This window comes from Stutzerimonas sp. Brlt_14 (genome assembly GCF_051948915.1).
Lineage (GTDB): Bacteria > Pseudomonadota > Gammaproteobacteria > Pseudomonadales > Pseudomonadaceae > Stutzerimonas > Stutzerimonas stutzeri.
Genome location: NZ_JAYJLM010000005.1, coordinates 313,341 through 328,701, shown reverse-complemented (window position 1 = coordinate 328,701; position 15,361 = coordinate 313,341). Strand labels below are relative to the sequence as shown.

The 15,361-nt window shown below is 62.0% G+C and carries 18 protein-coding genes; 9 read left to right on the top strand and 9 right to left on the bottom strand.

Annotation, left to right across the window (positions count from 1 at the left end; translation table 11 throughout):
- Positions 1-196: 196 nt before the first annotated feature.
- Positions 197-1,693: a dGTPase gene (gene dgt / locus VF716_RS14720; protein WP_440552761.1), complete on the bottom strand. Its 1,497-nt coding sequence runs from the start codon at positions 1,691-1,693 to the stop codon at positions 197-199.
- 106 nt (positions 1,694-1,799) lie between these two features.
- On the opposite strand from dgt, the gene VF716_RS14715 reads away from it, so the two are divergent.
- From VF716_RS14715 to VF716_RS14705, 3 genes are all read left to right on the top strand, one after another.
- Positions 1,800-1,988: a hypothetical protein gene (locus tag VF716_RS14715; RefSeq protein ID WP_017245775.1), complete on the top strand. Its 189-nt coding sequence runs from the start codon at positions 1,800-1,802 to the stop codon at positions 1,986-1,988.
- An 8-nt stretch (positions 1,989-1,996) separates the two neighbouring features.
- Positions 1,997-2,686, top strand: coding sequence for an MOSC domain-containing protein (locus VF716_RS14710; protein WP_017245776.1), 690 nt, complete (start codon positions 1,997-1,999; stop codon positions 2,684-2,686).
- A 237-nt stretch (positions 2,687-2,923) separates the two neighbouring features.
- Positions 2,924-3,058, top strand: coding sequence for a hypothetical protein (locus VF716_RS14705; RefSeq protein WP_013982366.1), 135 nt, complete (start codon positions 2,924-2,926; stop codon positions 3,056-3,058).
- A 38-nt stretch (positions 3,059-3,096) separates the two neighbouring features.
- On the opposite strand, the gene VF716_RS14700 is transcribed toward VF716_RS14705, so the two are convergent.
- On the bottom strand, positions 3,097-3,981 hold the full coding sequence (locus VF716_RS14700; RefSeq protein ID WP_017245777.1) for an O-acetylserine/cysteine exporter: 885 nt from the start codon (positions 3,979-3,981) through the stop codon (positions 3,097-3,099).
- A 201-nt stretch (positions 3,982-4,182) separates the two neighbouring features.
- On the opposite strand from VF716_RS14700, the gene VF716_RS14695 reads away from it, so the two are divergent.
- Positions 4,183-4,881, top strand: a complete 699-nt coding sequence (locus VF716_RS14695) for a YebC/PmpR family DNA-binding transcriptional regulator (protein WP_011912745.1) — start codon at positions 4,183-4,185, stop codon at positions 4,879-4,881.
- A 97-nt stretch (positions 4,882-4,978) separates the two neighbouring features.
- Positions 4,979-5,323: a YajD family HNH nuclease gene (locus VF716_RS14690; RefSeq protein WP_011912744.1), complete on the top strand. Its 345-nt coding sequence runs from the start codon at positions 4,979-4,981 to the stop codon at positions 5,321-5,323.
- A gap of 23 nt (positions 5,324-5,346) precedes the next feature.
- On the opposite strand, the gene VF716_RS14685 is transcribed toward VF716_RS14690, so the two are convergent.
- Complete coding sequence (locus VF716_RS14685) at positions 5,347-5,778, bottom strand: universal stress protein (RefSeq protein ID WP_014596319.1); 432 nt, start codon at positions 5,776-5,778, stop codon at positions 5,347-5,349.
- Between the two features lie 133 nt (positions 5,779-5,911).
- Between VF716_RS14685 and VF716_RS14680 the strand changes: the two genes are divergently transcribed.
- The 3 genes from VF716_RS14680 to VF716_RS14670 all read left to right on the top strand — a co-directional run bounded on the left by VF716_RS14680 (position 5,912) and on the right by VF716_RS14670 (position 7,942).
- Positions 5,912-6,352: a group II truncated hemoglobin gene (locus tag VF716_RS14680; protein ID WP_013982363.1), complete on the top strand. Its 441-nt coding sequence runs from the start codon at positions 5,912-5,914 to the stop codon at positions 6,350-6,352.
- A 243-nt stretch (positions 6,353-6,595) separates the two neighbouring features.
- Positions 6,596-7,144, top strand: coding sequence for a non-canonical purine NTP pyrophosphatase (locus VF716_RS14675; RefSeq protein ID WP_017245779.1), 549 nt, complete (start codon positions 6,596-6,598; stop codon positions 7,142-7,144).
- Between the two features lie 6 nt (positions 7,145-7,150).
- The gene (locus VF716_RS14670) at positions 7,151-7,942 is read left to right on the top strand and encodes an SIR2 family protein (RefSeq protein ID WP_011912740.1); all 792 of its coding nucleotides are present in this window, start codon (positions 7,151-7,153) and stop codon (positions 7,940-7,942) included.
- Between the two features lie 66 nt (positions 7,943-8,008).
- Here VF716_RS14670 and VF716_RS14665 read toward each other — a convergent pair whose 3' ends face one another.
- Positions 8,009-8,485 carry a hypothetical protein gene (locus VF716_RS14665; RefSeq protein WP_011912739.1) on the bottom strand — a complete coding sequence of 159 codons (477 nt, stop codon included), beginning with the start codon at positions 8,483-8,485 and terminating at the stop codon, positions 8,009-8,011.
- 306 nt (positions 8,486-8,791) lie between these two features.
- Complete coding sequence (locus VF716_RS14660) at positions 8,792-10,729, bottom strand: sodium:solute symporter family protein (protein WP_017245780.1); 1,938 nt, start codon at positions 10,727-10,729, stop codon at positions 8,792-8,794.
- A gap of 155 nt (positions 10,730-10,884) precedes the next feature.
- On the opposite strand from VF716_RS14660, the gene VF716_RS14655 reads away from it, so the two are divergent.
- A complete protein-coding gene (locus VF716_RS14655) occupies positions 10,885-11,745 on the top strand; it encodes a GNAT family N-acetyltransferase (RefSeq protein WP_011912737.1) in 861 nt (286 codons plus the stop codon).
- Positions 11,746-11,749: 4 nt separating this feature from the next.
- Here VF716_RS14655 and VF716_RS14650 read toward each other — a convergent pair whose 3' ends face one another.
- The 4 genes from VF716_RS14650 to VF716_RS14635 all read right to left on the bottom strand — a co-directional run bounded on the left by VF716_RS14650 (position 11,750) and on the right by VF716_RS14635 (position 15,353).
- Entirely contained in the window at positions 11,750-11,887 is a 138-nt protein-coding gene (locus tag VF716_RS14650) for a hypothetical protein (protein WP_013982358.1), read from the bottom strand.
- Between the two features lie 550 nt (positions 11,888-12,437).
- The gene (rpoS, locus tag VF716_RS14645) at positions 12,438-13,436 is read right to left on the bottom strand and encodes an RNA polymerase sigma factor RpoS (protein WP_013982357.1); all 999 of its coding nucleotides are present in this window, start codon (positions 13,434-13,436) and stop codon (positions 12,438-12,440) included.
- A 98-nt stretch (positions 13,437-13,534) separates the two neighbouring features.
- Entirely contained in the window at positions 13,535-14,350 is an 816-nt protein-coding gene (locus VF716_RS14640; RefSeq protein ID WP_013982356.1) for a peptidoglycan DD-metalloendopeptidase family protein, read from the bottom strand.
- 67 nt (positions 14,351-14,417) lie between these two features.
- Positions 14,418-15,353, bottom strand: coding sequence for a DUF368 domain-containing protein (locus tag VF716_RS14635; protein ID WP_011912733.1), 936 nt, complete (start codon positions 15,351-15,353; stop codon positions 14,418-14,420).
- Positions 15,354-15,361: the final 8 nt, after the last annotated feature.

The window sequence follows — 15,361 nt, the reverse complement described above, 5'->3', positions numbered from 1 at the left end:
GCCGAAGCACCATGAAACCTTTGTTTTCAACGGGTTATGGAAACTGCCGGGTTTTCATCATGCGCCATTGCGGGGCTTGCACGACGACTGCTGCACCATGCCGTAGCAATGCCTGTACCAAGCGCAGCGTCGGGCGAGGTCGGAATTGGATTTCGGTGTGTTCTGAGTGGGCTTAAGCCCACCAGTCAGCGCCGGTTCAGAGCGCCGACAGCGCGCGGTACTCGTCCTGGGCAAGCTGGTCGGTCATGCCGCTGATGAAGTCCTGCAGCATGCGGTTGCGGTAGTAGAACTCCCACAGCGGACGATCGGCCGACGTCTCGGCATGGGGCTTGAGCGCCTCGTGATAGGCCTTGACCAGCTGATTGGGCAGCCGCCGCGCCAGCATCTGCAGATGCGGCTCGCTGCGACAGCCGCCCAGGGTAAGCGCGTCGAACACCGGCGCCGGCACACGCAGCAACGGTGCATAGAAGTCCAGCAGTCCCTGGAGGATGCGATAGCCCTGCAGCTGCAGCGTTTCCACCTCGCGGTGGCAGAACACCTTGTCCATCGCCACATCCTTGAAGGTCTGCACGATGGCGTTGGGCAGGCTGTCGTCCTCGAGCAGGGCGCGGTCCAGCGTGCCGTGGTACACCGCTTCGATGTTGTCGATGAACTGACGGGCAGCGTGCTGCACCAGCGGGTGGATCATGTTCACCCGCAGCCAGATGAAGAACTCGCCGGCCTTGTTGATCGGCTCCTTCTGCGCCCGCTCCAGGGCGTAGCTGACCATGCTGCGGAAACTGCGCTCCGGACCGGGCACGGGCGCATCGACGTCGCCATGCAGGGCGAACTTGTCCAGCAGCAGCTGTGCCAGCTGCTCGATGCTGAAGATGCCCTTCTCCACCGAATCCTCGATGTCAGCCAGGCAGTAGGCAATGTCGTCCGCCGCCTCCATCACGTAGGCCAGTGGGTGGCGCGTGCAGGGCTGCATCTCGAGGGCCGCCTGCAAGGCACGCACGAAGGGTTCTTCGGAAAGGTAGAAGCCAGGCTTCTTCTGCAGATAGGCGCCCGGCGTGCCTTTGTCCGGTCGCGGCATGTAGGCCGGGCGGACGTACTTGAGCAGGCCGGCGGTCTGGGTGTAGGTCAGGTTCAGGCGCTGCAGCGAGACCACCAGACGAATCGCCTGGGCGTTGCCCTCGAAGTGGTTGAGGTCCTCGAGCATGCGCTGGCGTAGCCCGGTGTCGCCCTGCCCTGGCGGCACGGCAGCGGCGAACAGTTCATCCAGGTGACGCTCGAACCATTCGCCGATGGCGTATTCACCGAAATGGCCGAATGGCGGATTGCCGATGTCATGCATCAGGCAGGTCATCTCCACCAGGCTCTCCAGTGCCGTCTCCAGCCCATCCAGGCCGAACGCCGCGGCACGGCTGCCAAGCTGCTTGTAGAGCGTACGGACGATGAAGCGGCCGGTCTGCTGCACCTCCAGCGAGTGGGTCAGGCGGCTGCGCACTGCGGCATTGCGCTCCAGCGGGAAGACCTGCGTCTTCTGCTGCAGGCGGCGCACCGCTGCGGAATTGATGATGCGCCCGCGGTCGCTTTCCAACTGGTCGATGACCGCGCCCAGATTGCCCTCGCTGGCGCGCAGGCCGGGCTCGGCCTTGCCGTAAGGACGTTGACGGGAAATCTTGTGCTTGAAGTTCACGGGCTCGGACATGCATCGTTCTCATGGCGCGACAAACAGCCCCGGAGCCTAACGCGAGCGTTCCGGGTTTACCATCGCCGCCCACCTGCCAGCCAGAACATCGCGACGGAGACCAGCCGTGAGTCGTGCCGACTTCCACCACCACAACGCCGCACGAGCCAGTGCCGAAGCCCAACGTCTGATCGAACAGCGCGCCATTCTGGGCGCTCGCTGGCTGGATTGGGTCGCCGGCGAGCTGTATCGCCTGAGCCCGCCGGAATACGCCTCGATGGTTCGTCGTGAACTCGAACGTCTGGCCCAACCTTGAGCGATAAAATGGCTGCGTCCTGGACCGTTAGCGGTCCACTGCTGTGCCATGCGTTCACCCCACTGCCGGGCAGCCGCAAGGCGACCGCGATGGACAAGCAACCGGCAGACGGCCCGCTCTGGCTGGGCCGGGATGGCCTGCAGGGCGACCGGGTCGCCGAGCGGCGTTTTCATGGCGGACCGGACCGTGCCCTGTGCCATTACCCGACGCAACATTACCTCTATTGGGCGCAGCGCTTTGCGCCGCTGCGCACGCAGCTGGGGCTCGGCGCCTTCGGCGAGAATCTGGGTGGCGAAGGGCTGAACGAAGCGCAGCTGTGCATCGGTGATCGCCTGCGCTGGGGCGATGCGCTGATCGAGGTGAGTCAGCCGCGCTCGCCCTGCGTGCGCCTGGACACCCGACACGGCATGCGCGGTCTGGCGCGAGAGCTGTCAGCGAGTGGCCGCACCGGCTGGCTTTATCGGACCCTGGAGCCAGGCCACGTGCGCCCTGGCGACACGCTGCAACTGCTGGAGCGCCCGCACCCGAACATCAGCGTCGCCTACCTGTGGCGCTGCTTTCTTGATCCGAACCAGGCGCGAGACAGCCTGCTGCAACTTGCCGAGCTGCAGCCTCTGGCCATGCACTATCGGGCGATCTTTCGCCAGCGTTACGACGTGCTCCGCGGCCAGCGGGACCAGCACAGCCTGTTCGACTGATACCTAGGGTCTGTTCCCGTTTCGTATGCGGCCGCGCCGGAGCCGTTTGGCGCAGCGACGCGCCTTGCAACGAAACGGGACCAGTCCTAAGCAACGCAACGCGTGCATTGCGGCCCAGCAATGCCATACTGCAGCAGTCACGGAAGACGGCAGGCCGGAAACAGGCATCGCTCCTGCAGCGACAGTCAGGCCTTCGCCCATCAGGACATGTCCAGCCAGCAATCAGAGGTGAACACCATGAGCAAGGGAATGGACGCAAAGAAGAACAGCAAGAAGAAGCCGATGAAAACGGCACAGGAAAAACGTATGGCCAAGCGCGACAAGAAGAGCGGTTCCACCACACTGCTCGGCACCCACGCCGCCACCCATTGAGCCTGATCGCCACAACGCCCGGCTGATGCCGGGCGTTTTCAGACGCGCGCCAGGCGCAACCGGCCGAACAGCCAGCCTCCCCAGACATTGACTGCCAGCCCGATCATCACCAGCAGCGCACCGGCCAACTGCAACAGGGCCAACCGCTCGCCCAGCAAGATACTGGCCGAGGTCAGCCCCACCACCGGCACCAAGAGCGAAAACGGCGCCACCTGGCTGGCCGGATAGCGCGACAGCAGCCGACTCCACAGGCCATAACCGAGAATGGTCGCGCCGAAGGCCAGGTACGCCAGGACCAGAATGGTCTGCCAGCCGATACCACGCAGCGCCGCTTCGATCACGCCCGGGCCTTCCAGCCATAACGACAGCCCGAGAAACGGCAACGGCGGCACCAGGCTGCCCCACACCACCAGCCCGACCAGATTCACCTTGCCGACCTTGCGCGTGACGATATTGCCCAGCGCCCACATCGAGGCGGCACAGATCGTCAGGAGAAATCCGCCAAGGGTCATGCCCAGCCCACTCTGCGCGCCGATCAGTGCGAGGCCGCAGGCCGCGATCAACAGGCCCAGCAGGTTGGCCGCGCGCAAGCGCTCGCCGAGAAACAGCGCAGCGAAGAACAGCGTGAAGAACGCCTGGGACTGCAGCACCAGCGACGCCAGGCCTGCGGGCATGCCGTGCTTCATGGCGGTGAAGAGAAAGGCGAACTGGCCCAGCGAGATGGTCAGCCCGTAGGCAAGCATCCAGCGCAGCGGCACCTGCGGCCGTCTGATGAAGAACACCGCCGGTACCGCCGCCAGCATGAATCGCAGGGCACCGAGCAACATGGGCGGGACGTCGTGCAGGCCGACCATGATGACCACGAAGTTCATTCCCCAGACGACGATGACTATCAGTGCGAGCAGCAGGTCCCGAGGCGACATGACGACGCACCCTGTTACGAAAACATCCATTAGAGCGGCGCGATGGCTGTACCGCTCCATACAGTGAGCAGCGAATTGGCCGGCACAGTCCGGCTTGGCCGTCGATCGGCCCAAGCTTATCCTCGCGCAGCACCGGCGACGAAACCCGCGGTGACGCTATAGAATTCGCGCCTGGTTCCCTCACATCAGACGAGTACGAGCATGGGCGCACAGTGGAAAGCGAAGCATAAGGAAGCGGCGGCGAACGCCAAGGGCAGGATCTTCGGCAAGCTGTCGAAGGAAATCATGATCGCGGCCCGCAGCGGTGCCGACCCGGACATGAACCCACGCCTGCGTCTGGTGGTCGAGCAGGCCAAGAAGGCTTCTATGCCCAAGGACACCCTGGAGCGCGCCATCAAGAAAGGCGCCGGCCTGACCGGCGAGGTGGTGAACTACGAGCGCACCCTCTACGAAGGCTTCGCTCCGCATCAGGTGCCGCTGATCGTCGAATGCCTGACCGACAACGTGAACCGTACCGTTGCCGAGATCCGCGTGCTGTTTCGCAAGGGCCAGCTGGGCTCTTCCGGGTCGGTGAGCTGGGATTTCGACCATGTCGGCATGATCGAAGCCGCACCCGCAGGCGACGCCGACCCGGAAATGGCCGCCATCGAGGCTGGTGCTCAGGATTTCGAGGCTGCCGACGATGGCGCCACGCTGTTCATTACCGAGCCGACCGACCTCGATGCCGTGTGCAAGGCCTTGCCGGAATTCGGCTTCACCGTGCAATCGGCGCAGCTGGGCTATCGACCCAAGAATCCGGTCAGTCTGTCCGGTGCCGAGCTGGAAGAGGTCGAAGCCTTCCTCGAGGCCATCGACGCCCATGACGACGTGCAGAACGTCTATGTCGGCTTGGCGGGCTGATGGCCCATCGTCTTTACTAGGCCCTGTTGGCGTTCGGTTCGCGGCCACGCCGTGACCGGATGTCACCGACAACCCAAGCAGCCGGCGAGTACTCATCATGAGCAGCAACAAACCCACCACGCCCTACAGCCAGCGCGAGCAGGGCTATCGGGAAAAGGCACTGAAGATGTATCCCTGGGTCTGCGGGCGGTGCGCGCGGGAGTTTTCCGGCAAGCGCCTGAGCGAGCTGACGGTCCATCACAAGGACCACAATCACGACAACAATCCCGAAGACGGCTCCAACTGGGAGCTGCTGTGCCTCTATTGTCACGACAACGAGCATTCCCGCTATACCGACAACCAGTACCAGGCCGAAGCCCGGCCCGGTAGTGACCTGGGCCCGAAGGAAACCTTCAAGGCCTTCGCCAACCTGGCCGACCTGCTCAAGGGCAAGCAGGGCTGATCGGCCAGGCCGGATGCCTCCTTCTATTTGACCAGCAGAACCGGAACCGACACCTCGTGGATCACCCGGCTCGCCACCGAGCCCAGCACCAGCCCGGTGAAGCTGCCCAGGCCGCGAGTGCCCATCACGACCGTGTCACAGCCCAGCCGCTTGACCGCATCGTTGATCTGTTCGGCCACGTTGCCCAGCTGGGTGTGGGTCTCGCAGGTCAGCCCACCGGCCTGGAGCATCGCCGCCGCCTCGTCGAGCACACTGCGGGATTTGGCCATCAGGCTGTTGTTGAGCTCGTCGATCATGGCCGAGGTGACGTACTCGCCATAGATGATCGGCTCGTGTTGAACATTGACCACGTGGACCTGCAGCGCCATCCCGGTGTCCCGGGCCAGATCGACGACATACTGCAGGGCGCGCTTGGAGTTGTCCGAACCATCGTATGCAACCAGAAGCCTGCGCATTTCCTGTCTCCGCTGTTGGGTAGGTCTTCAGCTTAGACCAGCTGCCGCGGCGTTGTGGCCACTGCTTGCACTTGTCTTGATCTGGCACAAGCGCGCATCATCCCGCGCCCCGTTTCCAAGCCAGAGGCGCACTATGAATCCCGATCAACGTCCCGTTTTCGGCGTCGGTGACGCCTCGTTCCAGGCAGCCGGTGGCGAAGCCGGCCTGCAGCGGCTGGTGGCCGATTTCTATCGGGTGATGGACGAAGCGCCCGAGGCCGCGAACGTCCGCGCGATGTACCCAGCGGACGTCAGCGAAGCCGCCGATCGACTGGCCAGCTTTCTGTGCGGCTGGTTGGGTGGGCCGAAACGCTACGCCGAGAAATATGGCGCCATCAGCATCCCGCAATTTCACACCCGCTGGCCGGTCGGCGAAGCCGAACGCGATGCCTGGCTGTTCTGTATGGAGCAGGCGATCGCCAGGCAACCCTACAGCCCGGACTTTTCCGAGTACCTGCTACGCCAGCTGCGCGTGCCGGCCGAGCGTATCCGTCAAGTGCAGGCCGCCTGCCCTGCCCGCCCAGGTCAGAACTGAACGCAGTGGCCGAGGCGGTCGGCCCGACGCAAACAACCGAAGGCATGCCCTTGCACAGGACGGCCAGCGCCTCGCCTGATCATCCTGGCTTGCGTTTCAACCGCCGTTCGCATCGATGATCGCGTCGCGCCTGCGCGGCGAAATCCGCCACGCAGGAGAACCGAGCCCTTCCCCTTGCGTCATACAAGCATGGCTATACCGACGCGACATCCATTCGCTGCGCAACCGGAGCTGGCTCGTTCGATGAAAATCCGCTTCGCGTCCATCAATCAGCAGAAGATCCGCGAGGTTCGCGAGATCCTCGAGCCCAGTGGAATCGAGGTGAAGCCCTTTCCGATCCGCATCGAAGAACTGCGTACCGAGGACCTTTACCAGCTGGTCAGCGACAAGCTGCTGGTGGCGTTCAAGATGATCGGCAAGCCGGTGTTCGTCGAGCATACCGGGCTGTTCATCAACAGCCTCAACGGCTTTCCCGGCGGTCTGACCCAGATATTCTGGGACCGCCTGCAGGCCGAGCGCTTTTCCGAGCTGATCGGAAGGCTCGGCGACCCCGCAGCCGAAGCGCGAACCCTGATCGGCTACTGCGATGGGCGCAAGCGACATTTCTTCGAAGGCGTGGTGCCGGGTCGCATCTCGCCGTCGCCGGCCGGCCATGGCGGCTTCGAGTGGGACGACGTGTTCATTCCCGAAGGCCAGAACCAGACGTTCGCGCAGCTGGGCACGCAGAAGAACGGCCTGTCCATGCGCCGTCGCGCGCTGGATGCCTTCGTCACCTTTCTGCGGGAGTCCTGACGCATCATGGACCAGCTGCGCGACGCCTACCGCAACAATCGACTGATCCTCTTCGTTGGCTCCGGGGTGTCGGCCAACATCGGCCTGCCGCCTTGGAAAGAGCTGATCGACGAGATCGCCGTGCAGCTGGACTATGACCCGGAGGTCTTCAACACCTACGGCAATTTCCTCGCCCTGGCTGAGTACTACCGGATCAAGAAAGGCAGCATCGGTCCACTACGCAGCTGGATGGACCGCGAGTGGCACCGCAACATCGAAATCCGCGACTCCGAGATACACCGGCTCATCGTTCATGGCCGTTTTCCGGCGATCTACACCACCAACTACGACCGCTGGCTGGAATATGCCCATGATGCCTACGCGGTGGACTACATCAAGATCGCCAATGCCAGCGACCTCACCAAGGCGCGTGATGGCGTCCGGCAGATCGTCAAGTTTCATGGCGATTTCGATGACGACGCCTCGATCGTGCTCGACGAGACCAGCTATTACCAACGGCTGCAATTCGAGACGCCATTGGATATCAAATTACGCGCCGACACGTTGAGCAAGGCCGTCCTGTTTATCGGCTACAGCCTGTCGGACACCAATATCCGATTGCTTTTCCACAAGCTGTCGAAGATATGGAATGAACACGAAACACTGGGCGTGCGCCCTATTTCATATGTGTTCTCGCACAAGCCGAATCCGGTTCAAGAGGAGGTGTTGCGCCAATGGGGGATTCGCATGATTGCATCCGAGGACGATGAGCCCGGCATTGCACTCAGGAATTTCCTGCAGCAACTGGTGGAAGCCTGATAGAAAAATACGCGACAGGAAGTAAAAAAGTTGCGCGACGCCAACGAGGCGCCGCGCATGCTTCGATCAGTAATTGAAGCCAATACCGATGCTGTAGAGGAATACGCCGTCATCATATCGGTCCTGCGCATCACTGCCGCTCTTGAACAGGAATTGATATTCCGCCATTGCAGTAATGAACGTCTTGTCCTGAACCCAGTATTTGAAACCGATCTCCGGGCCGGCCATGAAGGTTTCATCGACGCGATCACCGTAGACACCGCCGATGCTGGCACCGATGAAAGGCCGCGCCTTGCCGTTACCGAAGTGGTAGTCGTAGAACACGCGAGTCGAGCCATCGAACTTGACGCTCTCACCCTCGGTATCCCGCGCATTGACAGTCTGCCGGACGCCCCACAAGGACGATTCGCTCAAATACTGCCCCCAACTTCCCTGTACGGAAAACACAGTATCGTCAAAGTCCTTGTCGCTGCTTCCTGCGCCACCGAGTGTGATTTCCTTGTCACCGGCCATCGGCGCCGCACCGGCAATAGCCGGGAGCATTGCGGCAACCATTTAGGAAGTTTTGAAAAGTCGATTCATGACGGCACCTCTGTTTATGCTTGTTTGAAATACGCAATAAGCACTGCGTAGTGGTGAGACAAGCAGCTAATTCCAATGGTTGCCCAAAGAATCGACGAATGACCTACTTTTCATCAAAAACTAGAGAAAAATGCGTTAATACGATGATTCTTATCATTTTATGTATACATACGATATTGTTTCGCCAGTACCCGCTACCGCCAAGTGCTATTAAAATGACACAACTCAAAAACGGGGCGTTATATATGTAACGAAACGCCCCGCTATTTAACCTGCCATGTCAGGCCGCTCGGCCTGAAGTTCGGGTGCCTCTTCTTCATGCTGATCATCGAAATAACGGCTGAAAGCGAGATACATCCAGACCGGCATCAAGACCAGGCCGATCACCACACATATCCAGGCCAACATCGGGCTGCCGTCGGGCTGCGGGAAGAGCAGGCGACCTACACCGATCAACAGCGTGTACACCGACAGAGCCGTTACCGCCACGGCGAACAACCGAGCACCCAGCGCCTTGAGCGATTCACGGCGGGTAACGCCACAACGCGACGCGGTCCGCCCCCAGAACCCGAACGGGCGCACCTTGCGGTAGAAGCGATCCAGCGTCTGCGTATCGGTCGCAGGGGTGACGAAGCTCACCAGAATTGCCGCGCTGCAGGTCACCAATGACATGATGCCCAGGCGTATCCACTCGCGCTCAGGGTCAGTCCCAAGGAAATACAGCAGCAGCGGCGCCGTGATCAGCGACACCACCATGGCCGTCAGTTCAGAATACAGGTTGATCCGCTCCCACAACCAGCGCAGCACCAGCACCGACCCCATGCCGGCCCCGAACAGCAGCGAGATGAACCAGGCGGTCTGGATCGAGCCCAGATTGGCCATGATGACCATGGCGATCAGCAGAATCAGCACGTTGGACAGTCGCGCCACCAGTACCAGCTCCTTGTCCTTCGGCTTGCGCTTGAGCAGCTTCGGCGCCACCACACCACCGTAGACGTCGTTGCTCCAGTACGAGGCGCCCCAGTTCAGATGCGTATCCACCGTCGAGGCCAGGGCTGCCAGCAGCCCTACCAGCATCAGGCCGCGGAAGCCCGGCGGCAGCAGCTCGTCGATGCCGGTGACGAACAGCGCCTCGCGGGCGGCCGTAAAGCCGTCACCATTCATCTCCTCGGGGCTGAACGGATAGAGCACCAGCAGGCCAATGGCGATCGCCAGCCAGAACAGGCTGCGCAGGAAGATCTGCAGCCAGGTGAACACCAAACCGGCGATACGTGCTTCGCGATCGGTCGGACAGGCCATGCTGCGCTGCGCCAGGTAGCCGGTGCCGTCCGAGTTCATCTGAAACAGCCACTGCAGCCCGACGATCACCAGGAATGGCATCAGCGCCTCACCCGCGTTGCTGGGCGGCGAGAATGAAAGCATCTTGGCCGCCTGCTCGCTGCCATAGATCTCGACGATCCGGTCGGTCAGCCCCCCGAGTCCACCGGCCGCATCGACCACGAACCAGGCATAAGCCAGCGTGCCCAGCATGGCCACACTGAACTGCATGACGTCGGTCTGAACGACCGCGCGCAAGCCGCCGGTGATGGAGTACATGGCGGTGAAGACCAGAATCAGCACGATCGAAATGAGGTTGTTGGTGCTGGTCGTCAGTTGATCGAGCCCGGTGATGCTGTCGCCCAGGCGTATCCCGCTGGCTTCGACCACGCCCTTGATCATTTCGTACAGCCCGCCCGGCAACCAGTCGTGCCAGGGCAGGAACACCTCGGCGATCCGGATCGCCGCGACCAGCACCATCGCCAGGACGACACAGTTGATCACCGTGCCGTAATAGATCGCCTTGAACAGCCGTAGCGGCACGACGGAAGGGCCGCTGTAACGCACCCGGGTGAGTTCGGCATCGGTAAGCACGCCGGCGCGCCGCCAGCCAGACGCGAATACCCACGCGAGCAGGAGAAAGGCCAGGCCGTAGATCCACAACCGCCATAACGCAAAAACCCCGGCGGTGGCGACGAGTCCACTGACCAGCAGTGGCGTGTCGGCCGCAAACTGGGTGGCGGACATGGATACGCCGGCCCGCCAACCCTTGATGGTTCGTCCGGCAAGGAAGTATTCGTGCAGACTCTGAGAGGCTTTGCTGCGCGCTCGCATCCCCGCAGACAGCCCGTAGAAGACGAAGGCGAGCACAATCAGTAGGTCCAACATGTTGTTATTCCTGTCGTTGGAGGTGCTAAGGGTGAGAACACCTCGGCGACGGAAAAGATGCAGCGAACGGACAAACGGCACACATCGGCGAAGAAAGTTTGGCGCCGGCGGCCCAGACGCTAGACTAGCGGGCTCCGCAAACAGCCCGGTTGGCCATGCCCGCTCTCGACTTTTCGCCGCTTCCACAAGCCCTGCAACCGCTGCTGGTGAGATTCTATCGAGCGCATAACAGCCGTAACCGGGTGCGCGCCGAAGCGGTCTGCTGGGTCGCCAGGCGGGGCGGCATCCTGGCGGGTCTATGCCTGACGCCCGTCGCCCACGGGCATTTCCTGACCGGGCTGCTGGTAACCCCGCCGGAACGCAATCGCGGAATCGGTGCACGACTGGTGCGCGAGGCACTGGCCGCCAGCGCGGGGCCGGTCTGGCTGTTCTGCAAGCCCGAACTGTTGCCTTTCTATACGCGTCTGGGCTTTGGTGTCGCGGACCAGCTACCGGATACGCTGGCCGAGCGTCTCGCGCGCTATCGACGCACCAAGACGCTGATTGCGCTACTCAATGACCGAAGGATAGAGCCTATGCCCGTCGCGACCCTGACAATCGCCATTGCCTGCCTGTTCGATGAACAAGGCCGGGTGCTGGTGGTACGCAAACGAGGGACCCGCTTTTTCATGCTGCCCGGTGGCAAGGCGGAAAGAGGCGAGCGTCCGCTGGACACGTTGAGACGCGAGCTGCACGAAGAGCTCGACCTACAACTCGCAGAAGCCGATTTCCAGCCGCTCGGGCACTTCCAGGCGCCGGCCGCCAACGAGCCGGGCCATCAGGTCGAGGCAGACGTGTTCATGGCGCGGCTGCCTCGTGCCGTCACCGTGCAGGCCGAACTGGAAGAACTGGGATGGTTGGCGCTTGCGCCATGCGAGCGCGAGGACATCGCGCCGCTGCTACGCAGGCACATCATGCCCGCGCTGCTGGCCCGCGCGGCGCAAGCCGAGAGCCAATCCGCGACGCGGGCCAGGTAGGAAATCAGGGCGAGATCGGATCGCTGGCGGGAAAGGTTTCCTCGATCGCCTCATCGAGCTGATCCTCGTCCGCTTCATCCGGCCGACGAACCACGTCGTCCCGCTCTTTGGTTGGCTGATCGTTGTGCTGTTCGCCGTTCATAGGTTCCTCCGCTGATGGGCTGTTCACCTTAGGCCGTGCCACTGCCACTGGGTTCAGCTGGAGTTTCCGGCGGGCAAAAAAAGGGGCGGGGTTGACCCCGCCCGCCTCCTTCCCTGTTCCCTGTATCCCTTCTCATCGTCCTGGATGACATCGCGTCCTGCGATGGTCCTGACCCTCGTCCTGAGGGCCGCGCTAATCCCTGAGCGCGGGAGCGATATTAATGGAAGCCTTTTGCGCAGCAAGCTGCGACACACTCGCGCAGGGCCGCGGACGATACACGACCAACGAAAACAAACTCATCCAAATCAATGAGTTAAAAAACTATCAACAACGGAATCGTCGTTTGTCAGCACGCACTCTTGGGCTTTGCTTACAGAGCGTGTAAGCAAATGCTTACACACGAATGAGAGATTCAGGAAATCGCCCCGAGAATGGATTAACCCTATGGAGTGATGCCATTCGAGGACGGAGCCGGATAAGAGCGGCGGGATCAGAGGAGGCACAGGGTAACGCCGGGGCCCGGAAACCAGGCCCCGGCGTACCGTTGGTGTCACTGGAACAGCGCGTCGCTCGACAAGCCGTTTCGCTCCAGTATTTCGCGCAGACGCCGCAGCGCTTCGACCTGGATCTGGCGCACCCGCTCACGGGTCAGACCGATTTCCTGGCCCACCTCCTCGAGTGTCGAAGCTTCGTGGCCCCGCAGGCCGAAGCGGCGGATAACCACCTCGCGCTGCTTTTCCGAAAGGTCTGACAGCCACTGGTCGATGCTGTTGGACAGATCATCATCCAGCAACAGCTCGCATGGATCAGTGGGCCGGTCGTCCGTCAGCGTGTCGAGCAGGGTTTTGTCGGTATCCGGGCCAAGCGAGACATCCACCGAGGTGACCCGCTCATTCAGGCCCAGCATGCGCTTGACTTCGCCGACCGGCTTCTCGAGCAGGTTGGCGATTTCCTCAGGGCTGGGTTCGTGATCGAGCTTCTGGGTCAGCTCGCGAGCCGCCCGCAGATAGACATTCAGCTCCTTCACCACATGGATAGGCAGGCGAATCGTGCGGGTCTGGTTCATGATGGCCCGCTCGATGGTTTGCCGGATCCACCAGGTCGCATAGGTAGAGAAGCGGAAACCACGTTCCGGGTCGAATTTCTCCACTGCGCGGATCAGCCCCAGGTTGCCCTCCTCGACCAGATCCAGCAGGGACAGGCCGCGGTTGACATAGCGCCTGGCGATTTTCACCACCAGTCGCAGGTTGCTTTCGATCATGCGCTTGCGCCCCGCCGGATCGCCTTTCTGCGCAAGGCGCGCGAAGTGCACTTCCTCTTCGGGGGTCAGGAGGGGGGAGAAACCGATTTCGTTGAGGTACAACTGGGTTGCATCCAGGGCCCGGTTGTAGTCGATGAACTTGTGCTGTCTGGTGCTGGATGCGGCCTTGGGTCTGCCTGCAGAGGCAGCCTTGGTCACTTTGTCTTTCTGGTCGAAGTGGATGGGCGTTTCCATGAGCAGAACCGCATCGTCGACGTCAAACTCCAGCGCTTGGTCTTTAAGTGCCATTATTCTTGTCCTGTTCCGAGTTCGACAACAGGCCCAAGCGACGCGGGTCCCTGGCTACGCTCAAGCCTAACCTAGTGCTGGAACAGGCAGGCGACAGGTCAACGTCTTGGCAGATATTGCAGCGGGTCTACGGGTTTACCCTGGCGACGAATTTCGAAATGCAGCTTCACCCGGTCGGTTCCCGTCGATCCCATCTCGGCAATACTTTGCCCAGCCTTGACTTGTTGGCCCTCCCGCACCAGCAGCCTGCGGTTGTGTCCGTAGGCGCTTACATAGGTATCGCTGTGCTTGATGATCACAAGTTCGCCGTAACCCCGTAATCCACTGCCGGCGTACACAACAGTCCCATCAGAAGCAGCCAGAACAGGCTGTCCTAATTCCCCAGCGATATCAATTCCTTTATTCAAACTACCGTTTGAGGAAAAACGACCGATTATCGTGCCGTTCGCCGGCCATGCCCAACCGCTTGCCGAGCGGGCAACCGGCGTAACCGGAGTGCTTGCCGGCGGAGCGGCAGGCGGCGGGCTGGCGGGTGTGGTAATGGCAGGCTGACGCGGCACCGGCGTGGCCACTACCACCGGGCTGGTTGGCGCAGGTGCTGGGGCTGGCTGAGGCGCCGGTCGCGGCGCGGCGGAGGCGACACGCGAAGCGCCGCCGTCGAAGCGGATCTTCTGTCCGGGGTAGATGACGTGCGGCGGCTGAATGCCGTTCACCCGCGCCAGCTCGCGCCAGTCCCAGCCGAAACGGAACGCGATGGACCAGAGTGTATCGCCGCGCCGCACGATGTACTGGCCGCTGGTGACCTTGTCACGCTGGTTGCGGTCGACGACCTGTACGCCGCCGCCCTGAGGCGATGACGCACAACCGACCAGCGTTCCGGCTATCACCAGAACGCCGAGCATCGAACGGACCATGGGGTCGCGCATCCACCGCGGTACTGCTGTGAGCCTCAATGCCCGCTCCCTTTCATAGACAAGTGCGTCAGACGCCTTCGGTCATCGGCTGACGCCGGCCGGCAAACCACTCAAGCCCCAGGACCAGCACGATACCTGCCACCGCCAGCAGCACCGCCAGCAGCAGCTGCGGGTCCTGGCCGGTCAGATCGCCATAGGCGCCGGGCAGCAGGTTCTGCTGCAGGACCGGAACGTTCTCGCCACTGGAATTGGTGCGCCAGGTCAGCGTTTCCTTCCACGGCCAGACCTTGTTCAGCGAGCCGAGCATCAAACCGGTGAGAAACGCCAGGGTCAGGTCCCGCCAGCGCTTGAGCAGCCAGCTGAGGAACTTGGCGAAGCTGAGCAAGCCTACCAGACACCCGGCGGCGAAGATCGCCATCACGCCAAGATCGAAACTCTTCACCGCCCCCAGAACCACCGGGTACAAGCCCAGCAGCACCAGGATGAAACTGCCGGAAATGCCCGGCAGGATCATCGCGCAGATGGCGATGGCGCCGGCGAAGAACAGGCTCAGGCTGCTGCTGCCCCATTGCACCGGCGCAGCCACGGTGATCCAGTAGGCGAAACCGATGCCCAGGCAGAAGCTCACCAGGCGCGACAGGTTGCGGCGCTGGATTTCCTTGCCCACCAGATGGACCGAAACCAGGATCAGCCCGAAGAAGAAGGACCAGACGGGAATCGGATGCGCTTCCAGAAGATAGGTGATCAGCCTGGCGAGGCTTAGGATGCTGGTCAGAATGCCCGCGAACAGCACCAGCAGGAAGCTTGCGTTGGCGGTTTTCCAGGCCTCGGCGAAGCGCCCCCGCAGCAACGGGCCGACCGCGTAGGGCACTGCGCTGATGGAGCGCAGTAGCTCATCGTAGATACCGGTGATGAACGCCACGGTACCGCCGGAGACACCGGGCACCACATCCGCAGCACCCATCGCCATGCCTTTGGCGTACAACAAAAAAGCGTTTTTCATGCTTCCTT

Coding starts and splice junctions, on each gene's coding strand:
- dgt (WP_440552761.1), bottom strand. CDS start 1,693: ATGTCCGAGCCCGTGAACTTCAAGCACAAGATTTCCCGTCAACGTCCT.
- VF716_RS14690 (WP_011912744.1), top strand. CDS start 4,979: ATGAGCAGCAACAAACCCACCACGCCCTACAGCCAGCGCGAGCAGGGC.
- VF716_RS14675 (WP_017245779.1), top strand. CDS start 6,596: ATGAAAATCCGCTTCGCGTCCATCAATCAGCAGAAGATCCGCGAGGTT.
- VF716_RS14705 (WP_013982366.1), top strand. CDS start 2,924: ATGAGCAAGGGAATGGACGCAAAGAAGAACAGCAAGAAGAAGCCGATG.
- VF716_RS14710 (WP_017245776.1), top strand. CDS start 1,997: ATGGCTGCGTCCTGGACCGTTAGCGGTCCACTGCTGTGCCATGCGTTC.
- VF716_RS14695 (WP_011912745.1), top strand. CDS start 4,183: ATGGGCGCACAGTGGAAAGCGAAGCATAAGGAAGCGGCGGCGAACGCC.
- VF716_RS14650 (WP_013982358.1), bottom strand. CDS start 11,887: ATGAACGGCGAACAGCACAACGATCAGCCAACCAAAGAGCGGGACGAC.
- VF716_RS14660 (WP_017245780.1), bottom strand. CDS start 10,729: ATGTTGGACCTACTGATTGTGCTCGCCTTCGTCTTCTACGGGCTGTCT.
- VF716_RS14665 (WP_011912739.1), bottom strand. CDS start 8,485: ATGCTCCCGGCTATTGCCGGTGCGGCGCCGATGGCCGGTGACAAGGAA.
- VF716_RS14700 (WP_017245777.1), bottom strand. CDS start 3,981: ATGTCGCCTCGGGACCTGCTGCTCGCACTGATAGTCATCGTCGTCTGG.
- VF716_RS14635 (WP_011912733.1), bottom strand. CDS start 15,353: ATGAAAAACGCTTTTTTGTTGTACGCCAAAGGCATGGCGATGGGTGCT.
- VF716_RS14680 (WP_013982363.1), top strand. CDS start 5,912: ATGAATCCCGATCAACGTCCCGTTTTCGGCGTCGGTGACGCCTCGTTC.
- VF716_RS14655 (WP_011912737.1), top strand. CDS start 10,885: ATGCCCGCTCTCGACTTTTCGCCGCTTCCACAAGCCCTGCAACCGCTG.
- rpoS (WP_013982357.1), bottom strand. CDS start 13,436: ATGGCACTTAAAGACCAAGCGCTGGAGTTTGACGTCGACGATGCGGTT.
- VF716_RS14640 (WP_013982356.1), bottom strand. CDS start 14,350: ATGGTCCGTTCGATGCTCGGCGTTCTGGTGATAGCCGGAACGCTGGTC.
- VF716_RS14685 (WP_014596319.1), bottom strand. CDS start 5,778: ATGCGCAGGCTTCTGGTTGCATACGATGGTTCGGACAACTCCAAGCGC.
- VF716_RS14670 (WP_011912740.1), top strand. CDS start 7,151: ATGGACCAGCTGCGCGACGCCTACCGCAACAATCGACTGATCCTCTTC.